This is a genomic window from Gordonia terrae (assembly GCF_051789125.1).
Lineage (GTDB): Bacteria > Actinomycetota > Actinomycetes > Mycobacteriales > Mycobacteriaceae > Gordonia > Gordonia terrae_A.
Map to the genome: position 1 here is coordinate 2,966,215 of NZ_CP196526.1, position 24,707 is coordinate 2,990,921.

A 24,707-nucleotide genomic window follows, 5' to 3' on the forward strand; every position below is an offset into this window, starting at 1 on the left:
CGGTCTCGCCGAACACCACCCGCTGCTCGCCGGTCAACCGCGACAGCAGGACCGACCAGGCGGCGTGCAGCACCGTGCTGGTGGTGGTACCCAGTTCGCGCACCCTGCGTTCCAGCTCCGACCGGGTGTCGGCCGACAGCCTGACCACGACCTCATGCCGATGTGGCTCGTCCGCCTCCTGCGCCGTGCGGTTCGGTGCGACGAGGGTCGGGGTGGCGTCCGCGAGCTGGTTCCGCCACGCGTCGACGGCGGCGTGGTGATCGCGTCCGTCGAGCCAGCGGAGATATGTCTCGAAGTCGCGGGAGGGAGTCACCGCCGGACGCCCCAGGTGTGCGGCGAGGAGATCGGCGACGAGGATCGGCCCCGACCATCCGTCCAACACGATGTGGTGAGCGGTGATCACGAGGGTGTGCGCGCGTCCGTGCGGGGTGTCGTGCGATACGGCGGAGAACCGGATCGGTGACGCCGAGTCGAGTGTGAATCGTCGGTCGCGATCCTCTTCGGCGATCCGCGCGATCCGCGCGTACGCCTCGGCGTGGTCGAGGTCGGTCAGGTCGACGGCCCGGAAGTCAGGGTCGGTGACGGCCGGATGATCCGCGGGCGGCACGACCACCACGAGCCGCCCGGACGTCGTGCGCACGAAGGCCGACCGGAGTACGCGCTGCCGCGAGAGGAGTTCCCGGATCGCCGGTAGCAGCGTGGCCTCGTGGTGATCACCGTCGAACTCGATGATCGATTGGGTGACATAGGGATCGGCGCCCAGCAGACGCTCGTGCTCGTAGAAGAGCCCGTGTTGCAGCGGTGTCGGCGGCCACACCACGGATGCGGTGTGCGAGGAACCGGCCGCGAGTCGCGCCAACACCTCGTCGATCTCCGGTTGGGTGAGTCCCCCGCCGATGACGTCGGATTCGCTCGGCCCCGGGTGGCCCACCGAGTCGAGATGACCGACCAGTGCGGTCAGTGCCGACTCCCAGCGGCTCGCGATACCTTCCAGGGCGGCACGGTCCCAGATCGATTCGGCCGCGGTGAGATTGACCCGCAGTTCGCGGCCGCGGCCGGTCACGACCGAGCCGACGGTCACCGTCAGTCCCGCCGTCGCCATCATCTCGCCCCGGATCGAGGGCGGGAGTGTCGGCGCGTCGGCGACGGGCATGAACTCGGTGGCGACCGGATCGGCACCCTCGCCGCCGGCGTCGTCCTTCCCGAGGCTGCCGAGGTAATTGACGGTGATCAGCGGGAGGTCCCGCCCACGCAGCGGTGACTCTTTCCGCAACCATCGCAACGGACCGAACGCGATGCCGTTGTCGGGCATGCGTGCCTGGACGTCCTTCAGGGACTTCACCATCGCGGCGACCCGACGCCCGGCCGTCCCGCCCGCAGTCGTCGGATCGGCCGGCGGAACATCGACGGTCACCGGTACGAACGAAGTGAACCAGCCGACGGTCTCACTCAGATCGGCGCCCGGCGCGATCTGCTCCTCGCGGCCGTGGTTCTCCAACATCATCGAGACCGGTTCGGTCCCCTCCGACCCGACGGCGAAGGCGACCGCGGCGGCGAGGACGGTGTCGGGGCGGGCACCGAAGGCCTCGGCCACCGTCCCGAGTGCCTGGTCGGCGAGGTCGGCCTGCACCGCGAGATCGACAGCGACGGTGCTGCGCAGGCGGTCGCGTGAGCGGTCCAGACGGCTCGACGTCTGCGGTGGCGGCAGGTGCCTCGACCACCAGTCCAGTTCGTCGGTGCGCTCGGCGAGTTCGGTGAGCACGCTCGCCCATCGGCGGAAGGACGTCCCCGTACCGGCCAGTCTCGGCGGCTCCCCGTTCCGGTGCTGCCACCATGCCCGGGCGAGACCCGACACGATCGTCGTCCACGACACCGCATCCACACCCAGGTGGTGGACGGCGATCACGACTCTGCCCGTGCCGTCCGGAAGGCGGACGCCCGACGCCGCGACGAGTCGCCCGTCCGGCGGTGACAGGGTGCGCAGAGCGCGCGCGTGCGCCGCACGAACTGCGTCGGCGACGCTGTCCGGCGATTCCGGTACGAGGTTCTCGACGATCTCGACGGCGACATGATCGGGGTTCCCGTCGCCCGCGGTCATCGTCGGCCGGCCGGTCTCGTCGACCCGCAGCGAGGCGGTCAGCATCGGGTGCGCCTCGACCACCGCACGCACGACGGCACGCAGACCCTCCTCGTCGGCGTCCGCCGGCAGTGTCAGCACCGTGCTCTGCGAGAAGTCCGCGATCTCCGCCGGATCGTCCGCCAGATCCAACATCCAGGCCGCGCCGGGGGTCATCGCCACCGGGCCGATCCCCCCGCCGGGAGGTTCGTCGAGTGTCGCCGCCTGCTGTGTCCGGGCGAGGGCCGCGAGCTCGCGGACCGTCGAAGCGGCGAACACGTCACGCGGGGTGAGGACGAATCCGGCCGCGCGCAGCATCGACGTCAGCCGGATCGAGGCGATCGAATCACCGCCGAGTTCGAAGAACGACCGCGTCACGGGCACGTCGGGCACCCCGAGAACCGCACCGACGACCGAGGCCACCGTCCGCTCGGCGTCATTCGCCGGCGCCGCAGCATCGTCGAGCAGTGGGAGAGGGTCGAATCGCGGTGCCGGAAGCGATTTCCGGTCGAGCTTGCCCGCGCTGCTCAACGGAGCCTCGGCCAGTGTCACCCACAGCGCCGGACGCATATATGCCGGGAGCGACCGCGTGACGGCCTCCCGGGCGGGCTCGATCAGGCCCTCTGAGCCCGGCCCGATCAGGTAACCCACCAGCTGTTCGGCGCCGGCAGCGGTCGCGGCCACGGTGACCACCGCCTGACGTACCCCGTCGACGGCGGCGAGCACCGACTCGATCTCGCCGAGTTCGATCCGCTGGCCGCGGAGTTTCACCTGGAAGTCCGTGCGCCCGAGGTACTCCAGTTCGCCCGAACGCGTGCGGCGGACCAGATCGCCCGTGCGGTACAGGCGCGTCCCGTCCCCCGCGGGATCGGCGACGAACCGATCTGCCGTCAGGTCGGGGCGCGATGCGTACCCGCGTGCCAGCTGGACCCCGCCCAGGTACAACTCACCCGCCACGCCGGGCGGCAACGGTCGCAACCGGGCATCGAGGACGTGTGTGCGGGTGTTCCAGACCGGCCTGCCCATGGGGACGACGCTCGCGCTCGTGTCCAGGGTTGCCGACGTGACCTCGACGGCCGCCTCGGTGGGCCCGAACAGGTTGTGGACACGGACATGCGGGAGCACGGCGCCGATCTCGTGCAGCGTCGCCGGCGACAGGGCCTCCCCGGAGCAGTAGAGATGCCGCAGGGACGGAAGCGCCCATCCATGATCGACGTCAGGAGACTCACGGTCGACTGCGTCAGCGGCTCTGCGGTCGACTACGTCAGCGGCTTTGCGGTCGACTACGTCGAGGAACACGCCCAGCAGCGACGGCACGAAGTGGACCGTCGTGACCCGCTCGGAGTCGATGAGTCCGGCGATGGCGTGCGGGTCGAGGTGCGCGTCGTCGGGCGCGACGATCATCCGTGCGCCGGCCATCAACGGGGAGAAGAGCTCCGGTACCGAGACGTCGAAGGTGAACGGCGTTTTCAGCAGAACCGCGTCCTCGGGCCCGAGGCCGAACTCCGTCAGACCCCAGCGCACACGGTTCAGTACAGCCCGGTGACTCACCGTCACGCCCTTGGGACGCCCGGTGGAACCCGATGTGAACAGCGTGTACGCCGCGTGCTCGGGGCGCAGCGGGAGGCGACGTTCGGCGTCGGTGACCGCGGATACATCGAGGTCGACGGGAACGGTGGAGTCGACCACTATCGTGCGACCGACGAGACCCCGCAGTGGATTGTGCTGGTTTGCGACGAGCGCTGTTCTGGCCCTTGCGGTCTCGACCATGTACCGCACGCGCTCGATGGGTGCGTCGGGAGCGACGGGGACATACTGGCCGCCGGCCGCGACGACGGCATGGATCGCGACGACGAGTTCCACCGATCGCGGCGCACACACCGCGACGGCATCCTCGGGGCCCACTCCGATGGCCAGCAGTTCGCGCGCCAGCGTGGCCACGCGCGCGCCGAACTCACGATGGGTGACGGTGCGGTCGCCGCATCGCAGGGCGACGGAGTCCGGGGTGCGGAACGGCCCGGACGCGACGGCGTCGGCAAGCGTGTCGGCCGGCAACTCGACGGCCCGCCCGATCGACAATCGTTGCTGCGCTCGTTCTTCGGCCTCCGTCAGCAGCGCGATGTCCGCGACCGGGACGTCCGCGTCGGTTGCGAATGCGGTCAGGGTCGCCACCAGCGCAGATGCGATCATCTCCGCGGTCTCGGCGTCGAACAGAGCCGTGGCGTAGGTGATCGACCCGGCCAGACCGCCGTCCGCCGATTCGCGGACACCGATCGTCAGGTCGAACTTGGCGGCCGTCTCGTCGGTCTCGACGAACTCGGCGGTGAGATCGCCAAGGGACGCGGTGATCGCCTCGGGCACCCGGGCGGCATGGACGAGCATCACCTGTGCCAGTGGCTCGGCGTTCTCGATCCGCGCCGGCCGGACCGTGTCGACCACCCGCTCGAACGGCACGTCCGCGTTGTCGACGGCGGCGAGGTCGGTGCGCCTCACCCGGTCGAGCAGCGCGGCGAGGGTGAGGTGCGGATCGACGTCGACGCGCAGGATGACCGTGTTGACGAACATGCCGACGAGACGGTCGATCTGCTCGTGTCCCCGGCCTGCCACCGGAGTGGCCACCGCGATCCCGGGGGTTGCGGTGAGGCGGGTGAGCACGGCCGCAAGTGCGGTGTGCACGACCATGAAGAGCGTGGCCCGATGTTCGGTGGCGCGGTGTCGGAGCCCGGCGACAACCGCCATCGGCAGCGACCACCGCATGGTCTGCGCGCGCCCGTCCGGTGTCCGCGACCGCGGACGATCGGTGGGCAGCGGCAGCACGTCGGGCAGACCGTCGAGATGTTCCCGCCAGTACCCCAGCTGCCGTGCCATCAACGAGCCCGGGTCGGCCGGGTCACCGAGCCGATCCCGCTGCCAGAGAGCGTAATCCGCGTATTGAACATCCAGGGCCGGCCACTCCGGCACGTGCCCGGCGCGCCGGGCCCGATATGCACGGGCGATGTCTGCCGACAGCACGGGAGCGGATTCGCCGTCCGCGGCGATGTGGTGGAGGGCGATGACGAGCACATGCTCGCTCGCCGAGACCGTGATGATCCGTGCGCGGAGCGGCAGGTCGACCGTGACGTCGAAAGGGGTCTCGATCACGTCGCGGATCGCGCGTTCGGTCATCGGCTCGGCGTCCGCCCCGCCCGTCGCAACAGGCCGTGCATCCGCCGAGACGAGTCCGATGGTGAGCCGCCCGGACCAGTCGTCGCAGATCACCTGGACGGGTTCCGCGCCGTTGCCGTCGTCGGTCGTCGGATAGATCGTCCGCAGGACCTCGTGGCGTTCGACGACGTCGTGGAGCGCGGCGCGCATCGCGGATACGTCGAGGCGGCCGCGCAGACGGATGACGACCGGGATCACATAGGCACTCGAGTCCGGTTCGAAGCGGTTGAGGAACCACATCCGGCGCTGAGCGTACGAGACGGGGATCGGGTCGGGACGCCTGACGGCCCCCGGGACGGGACCCGGTGTCGCAGTACCGACATGACCGGCGTCGATCGCCGCTGCGAGGTCACGCACGGTCGGCGACTCGAACAGGGCGCGCACCGGGATCGTCGCACCCACCGCGGTGCCGAGGCGCGCGACGACACGGGTGGCCGACAGAGAAGTGCCACCGAGATCGAAGAACGACGCCGTCGCCGACACCCCGCCCCCGTCGTCGAGACCGAGCACGGTCGCGTATACGTCCGCGACCGTGCGTTCGGTGTCGGACGCCGGCTCGACATACGAGCCCCCGTCGAACCGTGCCGGCGGCAGTGCGGCGCGGTCGAGTTTTCCGGTTGCCGCGAGAGGGATCTCATCGAGGACGACGATCGCGGCGGGAACCATGTGGGCCGGTAGCTTGCGGGCCGCATGCGCGATCACCAGGTGGGTGTCGGGCCGGGTGCCGTTCGGGCCGTGGACCCACGACACCAGCACCGTCTCCCCCGACGTCGGATGGTCGACCCCGGCGCTGGTCGCGAAATCCACCGAGTCGAGTTCCTCGAGGACCGCGTCGATCTCCCCCAGCTCGATGCGGAAGCCGCGGACCTTCACCTGGAAGTCGCTGCGGCCGAGGAAGTCCAGTGCCCATTCCCCGGCACGCCTGCGCCACCGGACGATGTCGCCCGTTCGATACATCCGTCGCCCGGGGGCCCCGAACGGCGCGGCCACGAAGCGCTCCGCGGTCAGCCCGGTCTGACGCAGGTATCCCGCCGCGAGAGCGGACCCGGAAAGGTACAGCTCACCGGAGACACCAGGCGGCACCGGATGCAGACGGGGATCCAGGACCATGGCCTCCATGCCCGCGATCGGACCGCCGACGGTGATCGGTCGGTCCGGTCGCAGCGGGCTCGACGACGTCGCCCAGATCGTGGTCTCGGTGGGGCCGTAGAGGTTCAACATCGTGCGCGACGGCGCCCATGCCCGGACCAGTTCGGGCGAGCAGACGTCGCCGGCGACACAGACCACGGCCAGATGAGGGAAGGTGTTCTCGGACAACGCGTCGGACACCGTGGCGAGTGCGGTCGGGGTGATCGTGGCGTGTGTGACCGACTCCCCCGCGATGAGCGCGGCGAGTTCGGCACCCCCCGACATTCCGTCGGGTGCGACGACCATCGTGGAAGCCGCAGCCACCGCGATCAGTGTCTCGAACACCGTTGCGTCGAAACCTGGTGCGGCGAAACGCAGTACACGCGAGGAGGGCGTCAGTTCGAACCGGCGCCGCGCGTCGGCCACGAGGTCGGCCACACCGCGATGCGCGACGGCGACACCCTTGGGCCGGCCCGTGGAGCCAGACGTGAAGATGACGTAGGCGGTGTCATCGACCCGGATGGCCGGATCGTCGCCCGAGAGATCGGGTCCGGCGGCCGGCTCGGCCGGATCATCCGGTTGGCCGTCCACGACGAGCCACTCGGCGGTGCCGGACGGTGTCCGGAGGGCAGCGAGTCTGTCCGACGTGGTCAGTCCGAGGCGGGCGTCGATCGTGTCGAGCATGTAGCGGATTCGGTCGCCGGGCAGCCCGGGGTCGACGAGCGCCACGGCGGCCCCGGTGCGCGCCACGGCCCAGAAACCGACCGCACCGGCGAGCGAGCGTGGTGTGGCCAGGGCCACCACCGCACCCGGTACGGCTCCTCGCCTGCGCAGGACGCGGGCGAGACGACCGGTCCACCGATCGAGTGCGTCGTAGGTGAGCGACTGCCCGCCCTCGATGACCGCCACACCATCGGGGTTCTGCCGCACAGCCGTCGCCAGCAGATCACGCAGCACCATCGGCGACGACGCTGCACCCGGGGCGCGGACCACCGCCTGCCTCGCATCGTCTCCGGTCGGGAGATCACCGACCGGAGTGCCCGGCGACTCGACGACGGCTCGGGCGAGCGTGAGGAGACGGCGTGCGAACGACTCGACGGTGTCCGCATCGAACAGTGCGGTGGCGTAGGTGAGGAGGATCCGGGTGTCCTCATAGGCCGGTCTGCCGGGCGTGTCGAGAACCGTGATCTGCAGATCGACCTTCGCCGTGGTGACCGGGGGTTCGATCTCGGCGACGGTCAGTCCGGGCAGTTCCACGGTCGGTCGTTCGGCGTTCTGGAACGCCAGCGCGACCTGAAAGACCGGCGGGTGTGCCGTGCTCCGGGCCGCGAGCACCTCGTCGACCACACTCTCGAACGGCAGGTCGGCGTGGTCGAGTCCGGCGATGTCGGTGTCGCGGACGTCGGCGAGCAGGGCGTCGAAGCCGACGTCGCGACGCACTGTGGTGCGTAATGCCAAGGTGTTGACGAACATTCCGATCATGCCGTCGAGCGCCCGTTCGCCCCGCCCGGCCACCGGCGTGCCGATCACCACGTCCTCGCTGCTCCCCGACCGCATGAGGGCCACCGCGAGCAGGGCGTGAACCACCATGAACGGCGTCGCGCCGTGCCGGTCGGCCAGTGCGGTCAGGCCGGCCCAGGTGGTGGCATCGACAACGGTGGACACCTCCGCTCCGGCGTCGTCCCGGAGCGCGGCGCGAGGACGGTCCACAGGCAGGTCGACGAGTTCGGGCGCACCGGCCAGTCGTGTCCGCCAGTAGTCGAGTTGCCGTGCCGCGAGGGACGCCGGGTCCGTGGGGTCGCCGAGTCTGGACCGTTGCCAGACCGCGTAGTCGACGTACTGCACCGGCAGGGGCGCCCACCCGGGTGCCCTCCCCTCCAGTCGAGCGCGGTAGGCGTCGACGAAATCGGTGACCATCGGCGCGACCGAGCCGCCGTCACTGATGATGTGGTGGACCACGAGGACCAGAATCCAGTCGTCCTCGCCCACCCGGATCAGCCGTGCCCGCACCGGCGCGGCCCGCTCGAGATCGAAACCGCGAGTGGTGATCTCCGCGACGGTGTCGGTGATGTCCGCCTCACCCGCACCGCGCAGGTCGATCGGCGGATCGGCGCGGACGTCGTGACGGGTGTCCCCGGGCGCGGCGATGAGTTGTTCGGGAACGCCGTCGGGTGCGACGAATCGCGTACGCAGGACCTCGTGTCGGGCGAGGAGGTCGTCGAGTGCCGCCGCCACGACCGCCGGTTGCAGTCTCCGCACCTCGCCGTGCGCGCCGTCGGTGGATGCGCCGCCGAGCCGGAGGACAGCGGGGATGAGATAGCCGGCGCCACCGGGGTCGAGACTCTCCAGGAACCAGATACGTTGCTGCGCGGGCGAAAGCGGGAGGACGCCGTCACGATCCGCCGGGCGCAGGGGGATGCGGGCCGCGGCGTCGCCCGACGGCGCGTCGGCGTCCTGGGCGAGCCGCTCCTCGATGACCGCGGCCAGACCGCGCACCGTCGGTGCGGCGAAGACATCGCGCGCGGACACCGTCGTGTCGAAGGAGTCGGCTGCACGGGCGGCAACTCTGGTGGCGGTGAGCGAGTTTCCGCCGAGATCGAACAGGGAGGAGGTGACTCCCACCTCGTCCACGCCGAGGATCTCGGCGACGAGGGCGGCGAGATCCTCCTCGATGGCCGTGGCCGGCGGTTCCGCGGTTGCCGACCCGGCGGCGGCCCCGGGTTCCGGCAGCGCGTCCCGGTCGAGTTTGCCGTTGACCGTCAGCGGCAGTCTGTCCAACCACACGTATCGCGTGGGGATCATGTAGTCGGGTACCGCCGCGCTCAACCGAGCTCGGATCTCGTTCTCGGACCGTTGCTCCGAGTGGGCCGCGACGAGATATCCGACGAGGTGCTCGGTGTCGCCGAGTGTCCGGATGACCGCGCCGGCGGCGTCCACACCGTCGAGCGCGGACAGCGCCGCCTCCACCTCGCCGAGCTCGATGCGGAAACCCCGCAGTTTCACTTGTCCGTCGCGTCGACCCACGAACTCGATCGACCCGTTCCGGGCCACCCCGACGTCGCCGGTGCGGTACATGCGCGTCCCCGGCGGCCCGAACGGGTTCGCGACGTATCGGGTCGCGGTCTGCCCGTGGCGGCGGAGGAAGCCGCGGGTGACCTGGACTCCCGAGACGTAGAGTTCGCCGGGTACCCCGTCGGGCAACGGCGCGAGTCGACCGTCGAGGACGTGGACGCGAGAACCGAGCAGTGGCGTACCGATGTCGGAGGCGGTCGCCGCGTCGACGAACGCGCGGGTCAGCTCGCGACGCGTCATGTAGACGGTGGTCTCTGTCGGGCCGTACATGTTGTTCAGCTGCGGACCCGCTACGTCGGCCCCCGGCCGCGTCACCGATCCGTCGACGTCCCGGTCCGCCTGCCAGGTACGGACATGTTCGTAGTCCAGCAACTCGCCGGAGAAGTGCAGTCGCCGAACCGAATCCGGAATCCGGCGCCCGTGGGGCGGGCGCACGGCCGCGCCGAACTGATAGAACGACGATGGGGTGAAGTTGACGATCGTGACGCCCTCGCGGTCGAACGCCTCCACGACGTCGTCGGGTGCCCGCGTGGTCGCGTGGTCGAGGACCACGAGACGTCCGCCCGCGACGAGGGCGGCCCAGATCTCGCCCACCGACACGTCGAACGCGTAGGAGTGGAACATCGACCACACATCGTCGGGCGAACTCTCCACCAGCACGTCGAGCGCAACCAGCAGGGATACGACGTTGTCGTGGGTGACGACAACGCCTTTCGGCGTACCCGTCGAACCGGAGGTGTACATCACGTAGGCCGCCGAATGCGCGGCGACGTGGGTCGGGAGGCTCGGTTCTGCCCGTTCGCCCGCCGCGAACAGGTCCTGCCGGGTGGTCAGCGGCGCTGGCATCCCGTCCCAGGCGCGCACCGTGTCGGAGTCGGCGACGATCAGGACCGGTGCGGCGTCGTCGATGATGGTGTGCAACCGTGCGCGTGGATGCGTCCGGTCCAGCGGGAGATACGCCGCTCCGGTCTTGAGAACGGCCAGCAGGGTCACGATGAGCTCGGCCGAGCGCGGGAGCGCCACTCCCACCAGAGTGTCGGGCCCGGCGCCGCGAGCGGTCAACGCGCGTGCCAGTCGGTCGGTCTGTTCGTCGAGTTCCCGGTAGGTGATCGCGGCGCCGTCGAGATCGGTCAGGGCCGGCGCATCGCCGCGTCGGCGCGCGGCGATCCGCACCAGACCGGGCAGCGATTCGCGGTCTCCCGTGCCGAGCACGTCGTCGATGCGCGTGCCCAGCTCGTGCAGGATCGCGCTCGCCGCCGAGGCCAGCTCGGCCGGGGTGAGTCCGGCGCGGGGCATGAGTGCGGTGACGGTTGCGCGGACTGCCGCGCCCGGATCGACACCCCGTTCGGTCAGCGTGACCACAGAGGCCGACACCCGGCGCCACAGTATGCGGAACGAGATGGGGCCGGCGGCCCCCGGCATCGCCTCGACGTCGCCGGCATGGGTGGCCGCGAGCGCGAGCGATCGCAGCACGGGAGGCTGGCCCGCCGACACCGGTGTCGGCCCCGATCGGGTGCGGGGAATCGAGGTGTCCGAGGTCACGCGGGTTCCACGCGATTCCGCGGGACCGGACCCGGTCCGCCTGCTGTGCCGTTGCCCAGCACCGACCCGGCGGCGGCCCGAACGGACTCGAAGACGTCGTCGATCGAACGGTCGGCGTCGGCGAGGAGGGTCGCGACGGCGATCGTGAGAGCTTCGTCGGCGTCCTCGCCCGGCAGCGACAATGACATCGCCACGGCGGTTGCCTCCAGGTCGGCGAAGGTCACCTCCGGGGCGCCGGGCACACCGATGAGGGTGTCGGGTGCGACGGCCGCGACCTGTGAGACCAGTTCGTGGAGGGGGCGTTCGTCGTCGGAATCCGTTGCCGACGGCCCGGCCTCCTCCCAGATGGCGAGGTCACCCACGGGGGTATGGGGCCGGGAGACGATGTCGGCCAGGATGTTCCGGTACCGCTCGGCGAGGAGTTCGACCGTGGTGTGGTCGAAGAGGTCGGTGTCGTAGGCGATCTGGCCGCCGAGGGCACCGGCGCGGTCGACGCCGTCGAGATCTCCCGGGTACAGCATCAGTTCGAGGTCGACCTTCGCGGGGAACGAAGCCGGTGGCCGGGGACGCACTCGCAACCCCTCGAGGTCCATCTCGGGCACCTGGAGGTTCTGGTAGGCCAGCATGACCGAGAAGAGCGGGTTCCGACGTCCGCGTCGCTGCAGTCCACTCTCGCCGCGGGCGAGGTGGTCGACGATCTCGTCGAAGGACACGTCCGCGTGTCCGAGATCGGCGAAGTCGTCGGTCTGCACGCGCCGCAGCAGCTCGTCGAACGGCTCGTCGAGTCGCAGGCGGGTGCGGAGCGGGACCGTGGTGGCCAGCATGCCCACCATGTCCGCGAGGGCCGGGTCGTCGCGGCCGGCGAACGGCGTGCCGATGACGATGTCGTCGTGCCCCGACAGTCGTCCGACGAGTACCGCGAGGGCCGCGTGCATCACGACGAACTGTGTCGTGTTGTTGACCCGCGCCAGCTGCTGGAGCAGCGTTGCGGTGGTCGACGGGATCGTCAGGTCGACCACACCGCCGATGTGGCGGGGTTCCACAGGTCGCGGCCGGTCGGCCGGGATAGTCGCCGGTTCGCTCGGCCGGGCGAGACGGCGACCCCAGTAGTCGAGCTGGCGTCGGTGTTCGGTGATCCCGTCAGGTCCCGGTGTCTGTTGACGTTCGGCGTGCCAGATCGCGTAGTCGGCGAATTGCACGCGGGTGGCACGTGCGTTGCGGCTGCCGGGAGCCGATGCCGCGGTTCCGGCATGTCCGGCGATGCGTGCGGCATATGCCTCGGTGAGGTCACGGGCCAGCGGGCCGAGTGAGTGGCCGTCGGCGTTGATGTGGTGGATCACGACGACGAGGATGTGCCGGTCGGCGCGTACCCGGAGGATCGCCGCGCGCATCGCGTGGGCTGCGGTGAGGTCGAAACCCGGCTCCACGACGCCTGCGATCTCGTCGTCGACCTGGTGTTCGGCGACGTCGACGAGGGGAATCCGGAAGTCGTGCAACACGTCTGCGGCCGGCACGATGACCTGCATCGGACTGTCGCCGTGTAGCGGGTAGCGGGTCCGGAGCGATTCATGTCTGGCGATGAGATCGCCGACGGCACCGGTGAGCGCCGGGATGTCGAGGCGTCCGTCGAGCTCGAGTGTGAGGCCGATGTTGTACACCGACGACGTGAGGTCGACCTGATTGATGGACCACAGCGCGCGCTGGACGCCGGTGAGGGCGACCATGTGGGTGCGTTCGCGCGGCGTCAGCATCCGGCTCGGCGTCGTGGGGTCGCCGGTGGTCACGGCGGCCACGAAGTCGGCGACCGTGGGGTTCTCGAACAGCAGGGCCAGCGGCACTCGGCGACTTAGGTGTTGCTCGACCAGGTAGGTCACCTTGGTCGCGGAGAGCGAGCTGCCGCCGAGTTCGAAGAATCCGTCGTACACGCTCACCTCGTGTACGCCGAGGACGTCGGCGAAGATCCCGGCGACGACGACCTCGAGTCTGCTGCGCGGTGCGACGTAGGCGCGGGCGGGCGAGATGTCCACCGCGGGAAGGGCTCTGCGATCGACCTTCCCCGTGCGGGTGAGCGGGAGCTCGTCGAGGACGACCACGGTATGCGGCACGAGATGTGCGGGAAGCAGCGCGACAGCGTGGTCGAGGATCTGTTCGGGTGCCGGGATGCGTCCCGGTGTCGGGGTCACGTAGGACACCAGCACGGTGTCGCCGGCCGGCGTCGGCGTCCCGACGCTCACGGCTCCCTTGATGTCTGGGTGGGTGAGGAGCACACCGTCGACCTCGCCCGGCTCGACTCGCATCCCGCGGATCTTGATCTGGAAGTCGTTGCGTCCGTGATAGATCAACTCACCCGAGGGTGTCATGGTCACGAGGTCGCCGGTGCGGTACATCCGCGTGCCCTCGTCGAAGGGGTTGGCGACGAAGCGGGACGCGGACAGGGCGGAACGACCGTGGTATCCGAGTCCCAGTGCGCGGCCGGACAGATAGAGCTCGCCGACGACGCCGTGCGGAACCGGTCGTAGGCCGGCGTCGAGGACCAGCAGGCCGACACCCGAGATGGGGCCACCGATCGTCACGCGGTCGGTGGACCGCAGCGGGCCGGAGGCCGTGGCCCAGATGGTGGCCTCGGCGGGACCGTACAGATTGAGCAGCGGCCGCCCGGCGGCGTCCCAACGGGCGACGAGTTCCGGCGGGCACGCCTCCCCCGCCACCATCATCACGTCGACGCCGGGTACGACGCGGGGGTCGAGGGTGGCGAGGGCCGTCGGCGTCATGATCGCGTGGGTGACCCGGTGTTCGGACATGAGCGCTTCGAGCTCGGGGCCGGCGAACACCTCAGGTGGACTGATCACCAGCTGCGCGCCCGTGCCCACCGCGAACACGATCTCCCACAGCGCGACGTCGAAGCCGGGCGCGGCGACGTGGAGGATGCGGGAATCGGTGGTGGCGCCGAGCCTGCTCCGCTGTTCTGCGGTCAGCTCGGCGAGCCCCGCGTGGGTCAGCGCGGCCGCCTTCGGCCGGCCGGTGGAACCCGACGTGAACTGGAGATAGGCCACGTCGTCGACGGAGACCGGTCGGGTGCGTTCGGCGTCGCGGACCGGGTGCGCCGGCCGGCCCGCGATGCTCAGTTCGACTTCGAGGTCGTCGAGGAACCACTGCTCGACCAGGTGCCGGGGCATGTCGCTCTCGGCCTGGTCGCTGTCGGCCTGTCCGCTGTCGGTCGGGCCGCTGTCGGCGTGGTCGGTGTCGGTCGGGTCGCTGTCGGTCGGGTCGCTGTCGCCACCGGAGACGGTGATCACCAGGACCGCACCGCTGTCGGCGAGCATTGCGGCGCGACGCGCGGCGGGCAGGCGGGGGTCGACCATGACGAACGCGGCCCCGCTGAGGGCGACGCCGATCAGCGCCAGCACCGAACGGTGTGACCGCGGGATGCTGATCGCCACGACGTCGCCCGGTCCGATGCCCCGGTCGATGAGAACGCGTGCGATCTGGTTGGTCGCGGTGCTGACCTCGGCCCATCGCAACGTGCCCGCACCGGTCAGTGCCGGGGCCGCGGGGTCGGCGGCGGCCATGCCGGCGGCGAGTACATCGGCCAGGGTGACCTCTGGACGGCGCCCGCGAGGTGGCGCGGTGAGCGCTCGGACCACGTCGGGTCCGAGCACGTCGATGGTTCCGATCGCCCGGTCTGGGGCAAGAACCATCCGGGCGAGGACGTGGCGCAGGCATCCCGCCAGGAGTTCGATCGTGCGGGCGTCGAAAAGATCCGTGGCATAGGAGAACTCGACGGCGTACGCATCAGGGCGGTCGGTCACGGTGACGGTCACGTCGTATTTCGCCGCGGGCACTCGCGCGTCGAGGATCTCGGCCGAGCCGGCCCAGTGCGTGAGCGCCTCGAGCTGATCGGGCTGCACCGTCAGGGCCACCTGGAAGAGCGGTGAATGCGATGGTGAGCGATGCGGCGCCACGGCGTCGACGACACGTTCGAACGGCACGTCGGCGTGGCTCATCGCGCGGGCGCTGCGCCGGTGAGCGGCGGTGACGAGGTCGGCGACCGTGTCGCCGGGGCGGAGCGCGGTCCGCAGCACGACGGTGTTGACGAACATGCCGACGAGTTCGCCGACCGCGGGGTCGTCGCGTCCGGCGACCGCGGTGCCAATACTCACGTCGTCGGTGGCGGCGAGGCGGCCCAGCGTGAGGGCCAGTGCCGACTGGAACACCGCGAACGGTGTGGCTGACAACGATTTCGCGAGCGCCCGGATGCCGGCTGTCGCGTCTGCGTCGAGTTCGGTGTCGACGTGGGCACCCTCACTCGACATCACCCGCGGGCGCGGCCGGTCGGTGGGGAGTTCCAGTAGGTCCGGGGCGCCGTGTAGTTCCGATCGCCAGAAGTCGAGGCCCTCGATCAGGGTCTGCGACGGTGACTCCGGGGTGCCGAGCGTCGCCGCGCGCTCGATGGCCACGTCCGCGTACTGCATGGGCAACGGGGTGAAGGCGGGTCGGCCCCCGGCGCGGCGGCTGTCATAGGCCGTCATCAGGTCCCGCAGCAGTGGTCGGAGCGAGTGCCCGTCCGCGGCGATGTGGTGCAGGACCAGGACCACCACGTCGCCATCCGGATGACCCGTGATCAGCCGGTACCGGAACGGGATCTGGACGGCGAGATCGAAACCCACACCCGCGACGGCGGCGACGGCCGCGTCGACCCCGCCGTCCGAGGACGAGGACACACGCGCGACCGTCACCGTGTCCGCACCCAGCGCCTCGTCGGCCGCGTCGATGTCGAGGATGCGCTGTTCGGGTTCACCGTCGACCATCGGGAAGACGGTGCGCAGGATCTCGTGACGGTCCAGGACGTCGCGGACCGCCCGGCGCAGGATGCCCGGGTCGACCTCGTGGGACAGTCGCAGTGCCCCCGACATGTTGTAGGTGGACTCCGCCGGGGCCATCCGGTTGACGAACCACAGCCGGGTCTGCGCCTGCGACAACGGAATCCGGGCCGGCCGCGGTCGCGAGGAGGTGTGGGTGGCGGAATGCGCCGACGTCGGGGCCGGAACCGCTCGGCCGGCGAGATCAGCAAGGTCGTCGGCGTCGAAGACATCGGTCAACGCAATCGTCAACCCGTGATCGAGGCGCGCACGGGACACCATCCGTGCAGCGGTCAGCGAGTCGGCACCGAGCGCGAACAGGTTGTCCGCGACGCTGACGCTCTCGCGTCCGAGCGCTTGCGCCACCAGGGACACGACGGCCATCTCCGCGGGCGTTCGTGGCTCCCGGAACGGCACTGCGTGCGAATCGAAGTCGGGCGCAGGCAGGGCCCGTTGATCGAGCTTCCCCGACCGGGTCGTCGGGAAGGTGTCGAGGAACACGACGCCGAGCGGCACCATGTGTCCGGGAAGGCGGCGCCGGCAATGAGCCCGTACCGCATCGGCGTTGAGTTCGCCCGTTCCGCTCCGGGAGTCGGACTGCCCGGGACGCGAACGGAGATAGGCGACGAGAACGGGTCCGGGTGCGAGATCCCGGCGGGCGACCACGACCACCGCGTCAACGCCCGGCATCGATGCGATCACCGACTCCACCTCGCCGAGTTCTACCCGTTGACCGCGGATCTTCACCTGGTGATCGGTGCGGCCGAGATACTCCAGCTCGCCGTCGGAGGTCCACCGAACGAGGTCGCCGGTGCGGTACATCCGCGTGCCGGTCGGGCCGGCCGGATCGGTCACGAACCGCGACGAGGTCTGACCCGCAGCGCCGAGGTAGCAGTTCGCGAGTTGCGTTCCGGCCAGGTACAACTCGCCCGTCACCCCGATCGGCACCGGACGCAGGCGACTGTCGAGGACACGGACCTCGGTGCCCGGCACGGGGTGGCCGATGGGGACGACCGACCCGGCCCCGGCGACACGATGAGCGGTCACGTCGATGGCGGCCTCGGTCGGGCCGTAGAGGTTGATCAACTCGACTGACGAGGTGTCGCGGACCCGCCGTGCCAACTGGACCGACAGCGCCTCCCCCGACGTGAACACCCACCTCACGTGATCGGGGAACGACACCTCGCCGGGAGCGGCGTCATCCCGGAGCGCGGGGGTGTCCGTGTCGGTGCAGACGGAATCGAGAACCACGTCGAGATACGCATCGAGCATCGAGGGAACGAAGTGCGCGACCGTGACGCGCGCGTCGTCGATGAGGGCGCGCAGATACGACGGATCCCGGTGTCCCCCCGGGCGCGCGATGACCATCTGGGCCCCCGTACGCAACGGCCACAACAACTCCCAGACCGACACGTCGAAGGTCGCGGGGGTCTTGTAGAGCACGACGTCGCCGACCGAGATCGGGTGGTCGTCCTGCATCCACGTCAACCGCTGGTCGATGGCGGCATGCCCGATCTCGACACCTTTGGGGATACCGGTGGAGCCGGAGGTGAAGATGACGTACGCGGCCTGCGTCGGTGATGAGATGTGCCGCCGGCCGGGGCGCGCGTTCACCGGTACCGGCTCCTCGACCAGCTGAAGGCCTCGGTCGGTGAAGAAGCTCGCGTCCACCCGCAGCACCGGGTCGACGGCCGCGGTGACGGCCCGCCGGCGTTCCTCCGGTTCGGCGGGGTCGACCGGGACGTAGGCCGCGCCCAGTCCGATCGCGGCATAGACCGAGCAGATCTGTTCTATCGAGCGGTCCAATTCGACTATCACCCGATCGCCGGGACCCACTCCGGCCGCGGCGAAGCGATCTTCGAGCAGCGCGCAGGCCCGGGCGAAACCGGCGTAGGTGAGCGTGGTCGGACCGAACGTGATGGCGGGTGCGTCGGGAGTGGCGGCGACCTGGCGGTCGAACGCGGCCAGGATGTGGCCGTCGGTCGTGCGGGTCGCCGGACCCCCGTTTCCGAGCCGCTCGAGCGCCGACGATTCCCCGGGCATCAACAGATCGAGATCGGCGACGGGCCGGTGCGGCTCGTCGACGAATTGACCCAGGATGTGGAGCAGCCGGTGGCGGTGCGTGTCGAGTTCGTCGGGATCGTAGAGGCTGGGGTTGGCGTGCAGCCCGACCTCCAGCGGCGCGTCGGGCCCCGCGGCGAACACGTTCAACACCAGGTCTTCGACCATTCCGGCCGAGAGCATGTGGTATCCGACCCGAGCGCCGTCGATGACGATCGGCTTGTCGAAGAGCAGCAGGTTCACCAGGGGCCCGAAGGACGTGCCGGCGGCGTCGCCGAAGCCCGCCGCCGCCCTGATGTCCTCGGAGCGGTACCGCTGATGCCGGAGTCCCGCGGTGATCTCGGCGGTCACCGCGGAGACGACGTCGGCGCATGTCGCGCCTCCGACCCCGTCGATGCGCAGCGGCAGCATGTTGGAGACCATTCCGGCCGACTGTCTGATGCGCGCCGTCGTGCGCGCTGTGACCGGCAGACTCAGCACGATGTCGTCTCCGCCCGACATCCTCGCCAAGTAGGCGGCGAACGCCGCGGTCAGGACGGCAGCCACCGACGCATCGAGACTCTTGGCGCAGCGCCGCAGGGCTGCGTCGAGCGACGGTCCCAGCATCCCGGCCGCGACGACCGTCTCGCTGTGTATGCCGGATGTGGCCGGGTGTGTCGCGAGGCTCACGCGTTCGGGGAGCCCGGCCGCACGCTCGGACCAGAAGGCATGGTCGCGGTCGAAACGCGTGCTCTGTCGGTAGGCGGCATCGTCGGCAACGACCTCGGCGAGGCCTGCCCGACGCGGCGGCACGTACGGGCCGGTTCCCGACACGTCCGCGTTGTAGCGTGCGACTGCCTCATGCAGGCACACCAGAGCGCCGTATCCGTCGAAGGCGATGTGATGTCCGCGCATGTACCAGTAGGTGCGGTCGTCGGCGACACGGAGGAAGGCCGCGACGGCGACCGGCTCCCCGAGCAGATCGACGGAGCGCTGGTGATCGGCACGCATCCACTGATCCGCGGCGGCGACCGGGTCCGCGGCGCCGCGCAGGTCGATGTCGACGACATCGAACGGGACGGAATGGTCGACGAACTGCATCGGGATGCCGTCGATCTCGGTGACGCGTGTGTATGCGGTCTGGAGTTCTCGGGCCGCCTCGATCACGCCACGCCGGAACAGTTCTCGATCGAATTCGCGGCCGTCGTCGACGATGTCGAGATAGTGCGCCACCGTCACCGAGTGGTCGTCGTCGAGGTTCTCGGCGAACCACATGGCGCGTTGCGCAGCGGTCAGCTCGATGAGATCCGCCGTGTCGGGCACACCGGCCATCGCGAAGTGTCCGTCTCCCCCAGTCCCATCTCGGTGGGACACGTTGTCATGCATGCGTCGTCCGACTCGGATCGCGGCGAATGGGTCGCTCGACGACGACGCCCCCGCGTCCCCCCGATGCGATCGTCGAACAGCAACGAATCATACGCGGTACATCGCTACGCCTTCCGAAAGTGATACATCCCATTCGTGAATCACTCAGGCAATCCTTGCCACACTTGAAATACTCTGTGACAGATGGGATCACGTGCGTGCCATTCAGTCACACCGGTCACTCTCGTACCGCCACGGAGGGTTACCCGGCGGCGAGATTAGACCGTTCGACCGACACCGCGGAACGGCGTCCGCGGCCCCGGCGGGTGACGTGGGCATCGCAGCGGGCAAGATCGGGCCATGACTCCGGTGCAGGTGATCGAGGTGGGGCCGCGCGACGGTCTGCAGAACGAGAAGACCTTGCTGTCCGTCGACGACAAGGTCGAGTTGATCGTCCGAAGCGTGGACGCCGGCGTCCGCCGCATCGAGGCGGTCAGCTTCGTCAATCCCGCACGCGTCCCACAGATGGCCGGCGCCGAAGAGGTCATGCGTGGGGTACCGCGCGTGCCGGGAGTCTCCTACATCGGGCTCGTCCTCAATCGCCGCGGACTCCATCGAGCACTCGGCGCCGCGGTGGACGAGGTGAACGCGGTGGTCGCCGCCACCGACGAATTCAGCCGCCGTAATCAGGGCTGCGGCGTGGACGAGGCCGTGGCGGCGGCGATCGACGTCGTTCGCGACGCCCGCGCCGCGGGTCTTGCGACGACCGTGACGGTAGCGGTGTCGTTCGGGTGCCCCTTTGCCGGCGACGTCGATCCGACGCGGGTGGCCGACATCGTCGCGCGTCTGACCGACGGCGCCGCACCCGACGAGATCGCGCTGGCCGACACCATCGGAGTCGGTGTCCCCGCACAGGTGCGCCGGCTCGCCGAACTCACCGCAACGCGGGCACCGGGGATTCCACAGCGCTGGCATTTCCACAACACCCGCAACACGGGCTACGCCAACGCCCTGACCGCCCTCGACTCCGGCGCGAGCGCACTCGACGCCAGCATCGGCGGATTCGGTGGGTGCCCGTTCGCGCCCGCGGCGACCGGCAACATCGCCTCGGAGGACCTCGTCTATGCGCTCGACCGCTCGGGCGTCGATACCGGGATCGACATGCAGGCCCTCATCGACGCCGCGCACTGGCTGGGCAGGGCGCTCGACAAAGACGTCCCCGCACTCCTCGGGCGTGCCGGGGGTTTTCCGGCAGCCCGCTGAGGCGGGGACGTCGATTCGCCGGCGCGGTGCGCCGTTACAGCGGCTTCTATCCGGTGGTGTGCACGATCAGCACGTCGCATGCGGACTTGCGAGCGACGTCGGCCGGTACCGATCCGAGGAGCCGCCCCGCGATCGAGTTGAGTCCACGGTTGCCCACGACCAGCAGGTCTGCCTTGACATCGCTCACCAACTGCAGCAACGCGTCGACCGGCGCTCCCTTGACCGGTCGCTGAACGATGTTCGTGGCGCCGGCCTTGCTCGCGCGCTCCTTGGCGGTGCGCAGGATCTCCTCGGTGGGGGTCGATCCCGTGACCTGGTACGCCTCGTCCTTGAGGATGTCGGCGGCGTCGCCGGCACCACGCTCGTTCGGGAAATACGCGCAGGCGATCACCAGCTGTGCATCGCCGGCGAGCGCCCCAGCACGCTCCACGGCCTTCATCGACGACTCGGAGCCGTCGGTCCCGACGACGACGGTTTCGTAAGAGCTCATCCCAACCTCCCGACATGAAATCGCCTCGCTGCCCATCAGCGAGGCGTCACCGCGAATCCCCGAAACAAGGGGCTCTTGCATCGGGACACTAGTTTGCCACGGGTGGGTCTGTCCCCCGATCGTGGTGATCGGCACACTGACACCGCGCGACGATCAACCCGACATCGCAGGTCATTCCACTATTTGATGCCCGCGGCATCCATCCCGCGCATTTCCTTCTTGAGATCGGCGATCTCGTCCCGCAGCCGTCCGGCCAGCTCGAACTGCAGGTCACGAGCGGCATTCATCATCTGATCGGTCAGCTGCTTGACGAGATCGGCGAGCTCGGCCCGCGGCATCGCCGAGACGTCGCGCTTCTCGATGACGCCCGAGCTGCCCGCCTTGGACACTTCGCCCTGTGCACGACGACCGCGACTCGAGTTGCGACCCGAACCTCCCACGGCGACCGCCTCGTCCTCGGCCTCGCGGTACACCTGATCCAGGATGTCGGCGATCTTCTTGCGCAGCGGCTTCGGGTCGATGCCGTGTTCCTTGTTGTAGGCGATCTGCTTCTCCCGACGACGCTCGGTCTCGTCGATCGCGTTCCGCATCGAGTCGGTGATCTTGTCGGCGTACATGTGGACCTCGCCGGACACGTTGCGCGCGGCGCGGCCGATCGTCTGGATCAGTGACGTGGTGCTGCGGAGGAAACCCTCCTTGTCGGCGTCGAGGATGGCGACGAGCGACACCTCTGGGAGGTCGAGGCCCTCGCGCAACAGGTTGATGCCGACGAGCACGTCATAGTCACCGGATCGCAGTTGCCGCAGGAGCTCGACCCGGCGCAGGGTGTCCACCTCCGAGTGGAGATACCGGACGCGGATACCGAGTTCGAGCAGGTAGTCGGTGAGGTCCTCGGACATCTTCTTGGTCAGCGTCGTCACCAGGACCCGCTCGTCGCGGTCGGTACGCACCCGGATCTCGTGGACCAGGTCGTCGATCTGTCCCTTGGTCGGCTTGACGACGACCTGCGGATCGACGAGGCCCGTCGGCCGGATCACCTGCTCGACGAACTCACCGTTGGACTGTCCGAGTTCGTATGGCCCCGGGGTGGCCGACAAGTAGACCGTCTGCCCGATGCGGTCGACGAACTCGTCCCATGTCAGGGGTCGGTTGTCCACTGCCGACGGCAGGCGGAACCCGTATTCGACGAGGTTGCGCTTGCGGGACATGTCGCCTTCGTACATGCCGCCGATCTGAGGGACGGTCACATGCGACTCGTCGATGACCAGCAAGAAGTCGTCCGGGAAGTAGTCGATGAGGGTGGCCGGCGCACTCCCGGCGGCACGGCCGTCGATGTGGCGGGAGTAGTTCTCGATACCCGAACAGAACCCGACCTGTCGCATCATCTCCAGGTCGTAGGTGGTGCGCATGCGCAACCGCTGGGCCTCGAGCAGCTTGCCCTTGCCCTCCAGCTCGGCGAGTCGGTCCTCGAGCTCACGCTCGATGCTCGCCATCGCCCGTTCCATGCGCTCGGGACCGGCGACATAGTGGGTGGCCGGGAAGATGCGGAGTGAATCGACTTGGCGTACGACGTCACCGGTCAGCGGATGCAGGTAGTACAACGCCTCCACCTCGTCGCCGAAGAACTCGATGCGCACCGCCAGTTCCTCGTAGGACGGGATGATCTCGACGGTGTCACCGCGGACGCGGAAGCTGCCCCGGGTGAATGCTGTGTCGTTGCGGGTGTACTGGACGTCGACCAGCAACCTCAGCAGTGCGTCGCGGTCGATCTCCTGGCCGACATCGATCTCGACGGACCGGTCGAGATAGGACTGCGGCGTGCCGAGACCGTAGATGCACGACACCGACGCGACCACGACGACATCCCTCCGGGACAGCAGGCTCGAGGTCGCCGAGTGGCGGAGGCGCTCGACATCGTCGTTGATCGACGAGTCCTTCTCGATGTAGGTGTCGGTCTGGGCGATGTAGGCCTCGGGTTGGTAGTAGTCGTAGTACGAGACGAAGTACTCGACCGCGTTGTTCGGGAGCATCTCCCGCAGCTCGTTGGCGAGCTGTGCGGCCAAGGTCTTGTTGGGGGCCATCACCAGCGTCGGCCGCTGCACCTGCTCGATCAGCCACGCGGTCGTCGCGGATTTGCCCGTGCCGGTCGCACCGAGCAGGACGATGTCCCTCTCGCCCGCGGTGACGCGCTGGGTCAGATCCTTGATGGCGGCGGGCTGATCACCCGCCGGCTCGTACTCGCTGACGACGGTGAAGTGGCCTTCGGTCCGCTCGATCTCGCCGACCGGCCGGAACTCCGAGTGCGCGATGACGGGGCGTTCTGCTGCAAAAGCCATAGTGCCAGGGTAAACGCGCCCTATGACACAAGTGTTCCCTGCACCGTCCGACCCGACCACAGGCTCGGCCCCGCTCGGCCGCTCCCCTGTCTAGATTCAGAGCATGACGACCGATCGTGGACCGGCGACCGACGCACCGGCACCCGCGCCACCACCGTTGCATCCACCCAAACGCGAGCTCTTCGACGTACCGGCGATGACGAACACCGACAACAAGGGGTTCGTCCGCGAGGTCGAGGAGTATCGCGTCACCGAGTACGGGCTCTACATGTCGCGGCGGGCACCCGGGCATCCCAGGTTCGATCATCTGGAGTCCTGGCTCCTGCCCGCCCTGGGCCTGCGCGCCAACATCTTCCACTACCAGGGCGGCTACCGCGAAGGACAGCGGCTCTATCTCGACATCGGACACTTCCACGGCCCCGACGAGCACGGGCACTGGCATGCCGAGGACTGGTATCTCGATCTGGTCGACGTGCCCGGCACTCCACCGGTGCTGCTCGACGCCGACGAACTGCTCGAGGCACACCGGAGCGGTCTTCTCGAGACCGTCCGGTGTGTCGAGGCCATGGAGATCGCGATGCGGGCTCTCGTCGGCTCAGCCGAGCACGGACACGATGTGCAGGCCTGGCTGGACGCCACCGCTGGTGGCGTGGTCTTCTTTCGCGACCACCGTTACGACAGCCGTCACGACGCTCAGTAGGTGGGCAGGACGAAACAGGCTCCCCCGCGGATGAAGTCGGGGAACGGCACGCCGGTGCCGACGTTGACCGACCGGGTCTTCGTGACTCCGTCGAGGGTGGCGGTCAGGACATAACGTCCCGGTGCCGGCGGCCGCCAGACCGGTGTGATCTCGACGCTGGTCGGCTTCTGGTCGTAGATCGTGGCCGTCCGGCCGTTGCCGGTGGAGGTGACCTTCAGATTGGACTTCGACGATCGGGGGTCCCCGACGAGGACGGACAGTTCATAGTCGCAACCGGCGCCATAGGTCCCGTAGTTGGCCGAACCGTTGGCCGACGAACCGTAGCCGGCGAGGGTGTCCACCGCGATACCCTGTAGAGCCGCGTCGGCCGGACCGGCGAACGCCGCGCCCGCGAATGCCGCCACAGCGAATGTCAGTGCGCCCCCGACGATTCGAGCCCGATTTCTCTTACCCCGACCGACCATGTTCTGCTCCACTCCTCAGCTTCGATGCGCCTTGCACCCCCGGGAGTCGGGAGTGCGCGACTCACAAGCTAGCAGTGTGAGACCGGATGCGGACCACTTTTGGAAACGTTTGTAGTCACTTTTTGTGG

At 69.3% G+C, this 24,707-nt stretch carries 7 protein-coding genes (1 of these 7 running past the window's edge); 2 read left to right on the forward strand and 5 right to left on the reverse strand.

The window, feature by feature from the left end:
* Nucleotides 1-11,062 carry the beginning of a non-ribosomal peptide synthase/polyketide synthase gene (locus ACSUZC_RS13465; RefSeq protein WP_439029042.1) on the reverse strand. It extends 15,143 nt beyond the left edge of the window, so 11,062 of the gene's 26,205 nt are visible here — the first part of the coding sequence; it begins with the start codon at nucleotides 11,060-11,062; the stop codon falls past the left edge of the window.
* Complete coding sequence (locus ACSUZC_RS13470; protein ID WP_439029043.1) at nucleotides 11,059-19,293, reverse strand: amino acid adenylation domain-containing protein; 8,235 nt, start codon at nucleotides 19,291-19,293, stop codon at nucleotides 11,059-11,061. The genes ACSUZC_RS13465 and ACSUZC_RS13470 overlap by 4 nt, the downstream gene beginning before the upstream one ends.
* 393 nt (nucleotides 19,294-19,686) lie before the next feature.
* On the opposite strand from ACSUZC_RS13470, the gene ACSUZC_RS13475 reads away from it, so the two are divergent.
* Nucleotides 19,687-20,589, forward strand: coding sequence for a hydroxymethylglutaryl-CoA lyase (locus ACSUZC_RS13475; protein ID WP_439029044.1), 903 nt, complete (start codon nucleotides 19,687-19,689; stop codon nucleotides 20,587-20,589).
* Nucleotides 20,590-20,635: 46 nt separating this feature from the next.
* Here ACSUZC_RS13475 and ACSUZC_RS13480 read toward each other — a convergent pair whose 3' ends face one another.
* Together ACSUZC_RS13480 and uvrB are read right to left on the reverse strand one after the other, a co-directional pair.
* Nucleotides 20,636-21,079, reverse strand: coding sequence for a universal stress protein (locus tag ACSUZC_RS13480; protein WP_439029045.1), 444 nt, complete (start codon nucleotides 21,077-21,079; stop codon nucleotides 20,636-20,638).
* Between the two features lie 179 nt (nucleotides 21,080-21,258).
* Nucleotides 21,259-23,415, reverse strand: a complete 2,157-nt coding sequence (gene uvrB, locus ACSUZC_RS13485; protein ID WP_439029046.1) for an excinuclease ABC subunit UvrB — start codon at nucleotides 23,413-23,415, stop codon at nucleotides 21,259-21,261.
* Nucleotides 23,416-23,518: 103 nt separating this feature from the next.
* On the opposite strand from uvrB, the gene ACSUZC_RS13490 reads away from it, so the two are divergent.
* On the forward strand, nucleotides 23,519-24,115 hold the full coding sequence (locus ACSUZC_RS13490; protein ID WP_439029047.1) for a DUF402 domain-containing protein: 597 nt from the start codon (nucleotides 23,519-23,521) through the stop codon (nucleotides 24,113-24,115).
* On the opposite strand, the gene ACSUZC_RS13495 is transcribed toward ACSUZC_RS13490, so the two are convergent.
* Nucleotides 24,109-24,579 (reverse strand): hypothetical protein, encoded by a 471-nt coding sequence (locus ACSUZC_RS13495; protein ID WP_439029048.1) that lies wholly within the window; start codon nucleotides 24,577-24,579, stop codon nucleotides 24,109-24,111. The two genes, ACSUZC_RS13490 and ACSUZC_RS13495, sit on opposite strands and share 7 nt — an antisense overlap.
* Nucleotides 24,580-24,707: the final 128 nt, after the last annotated feature.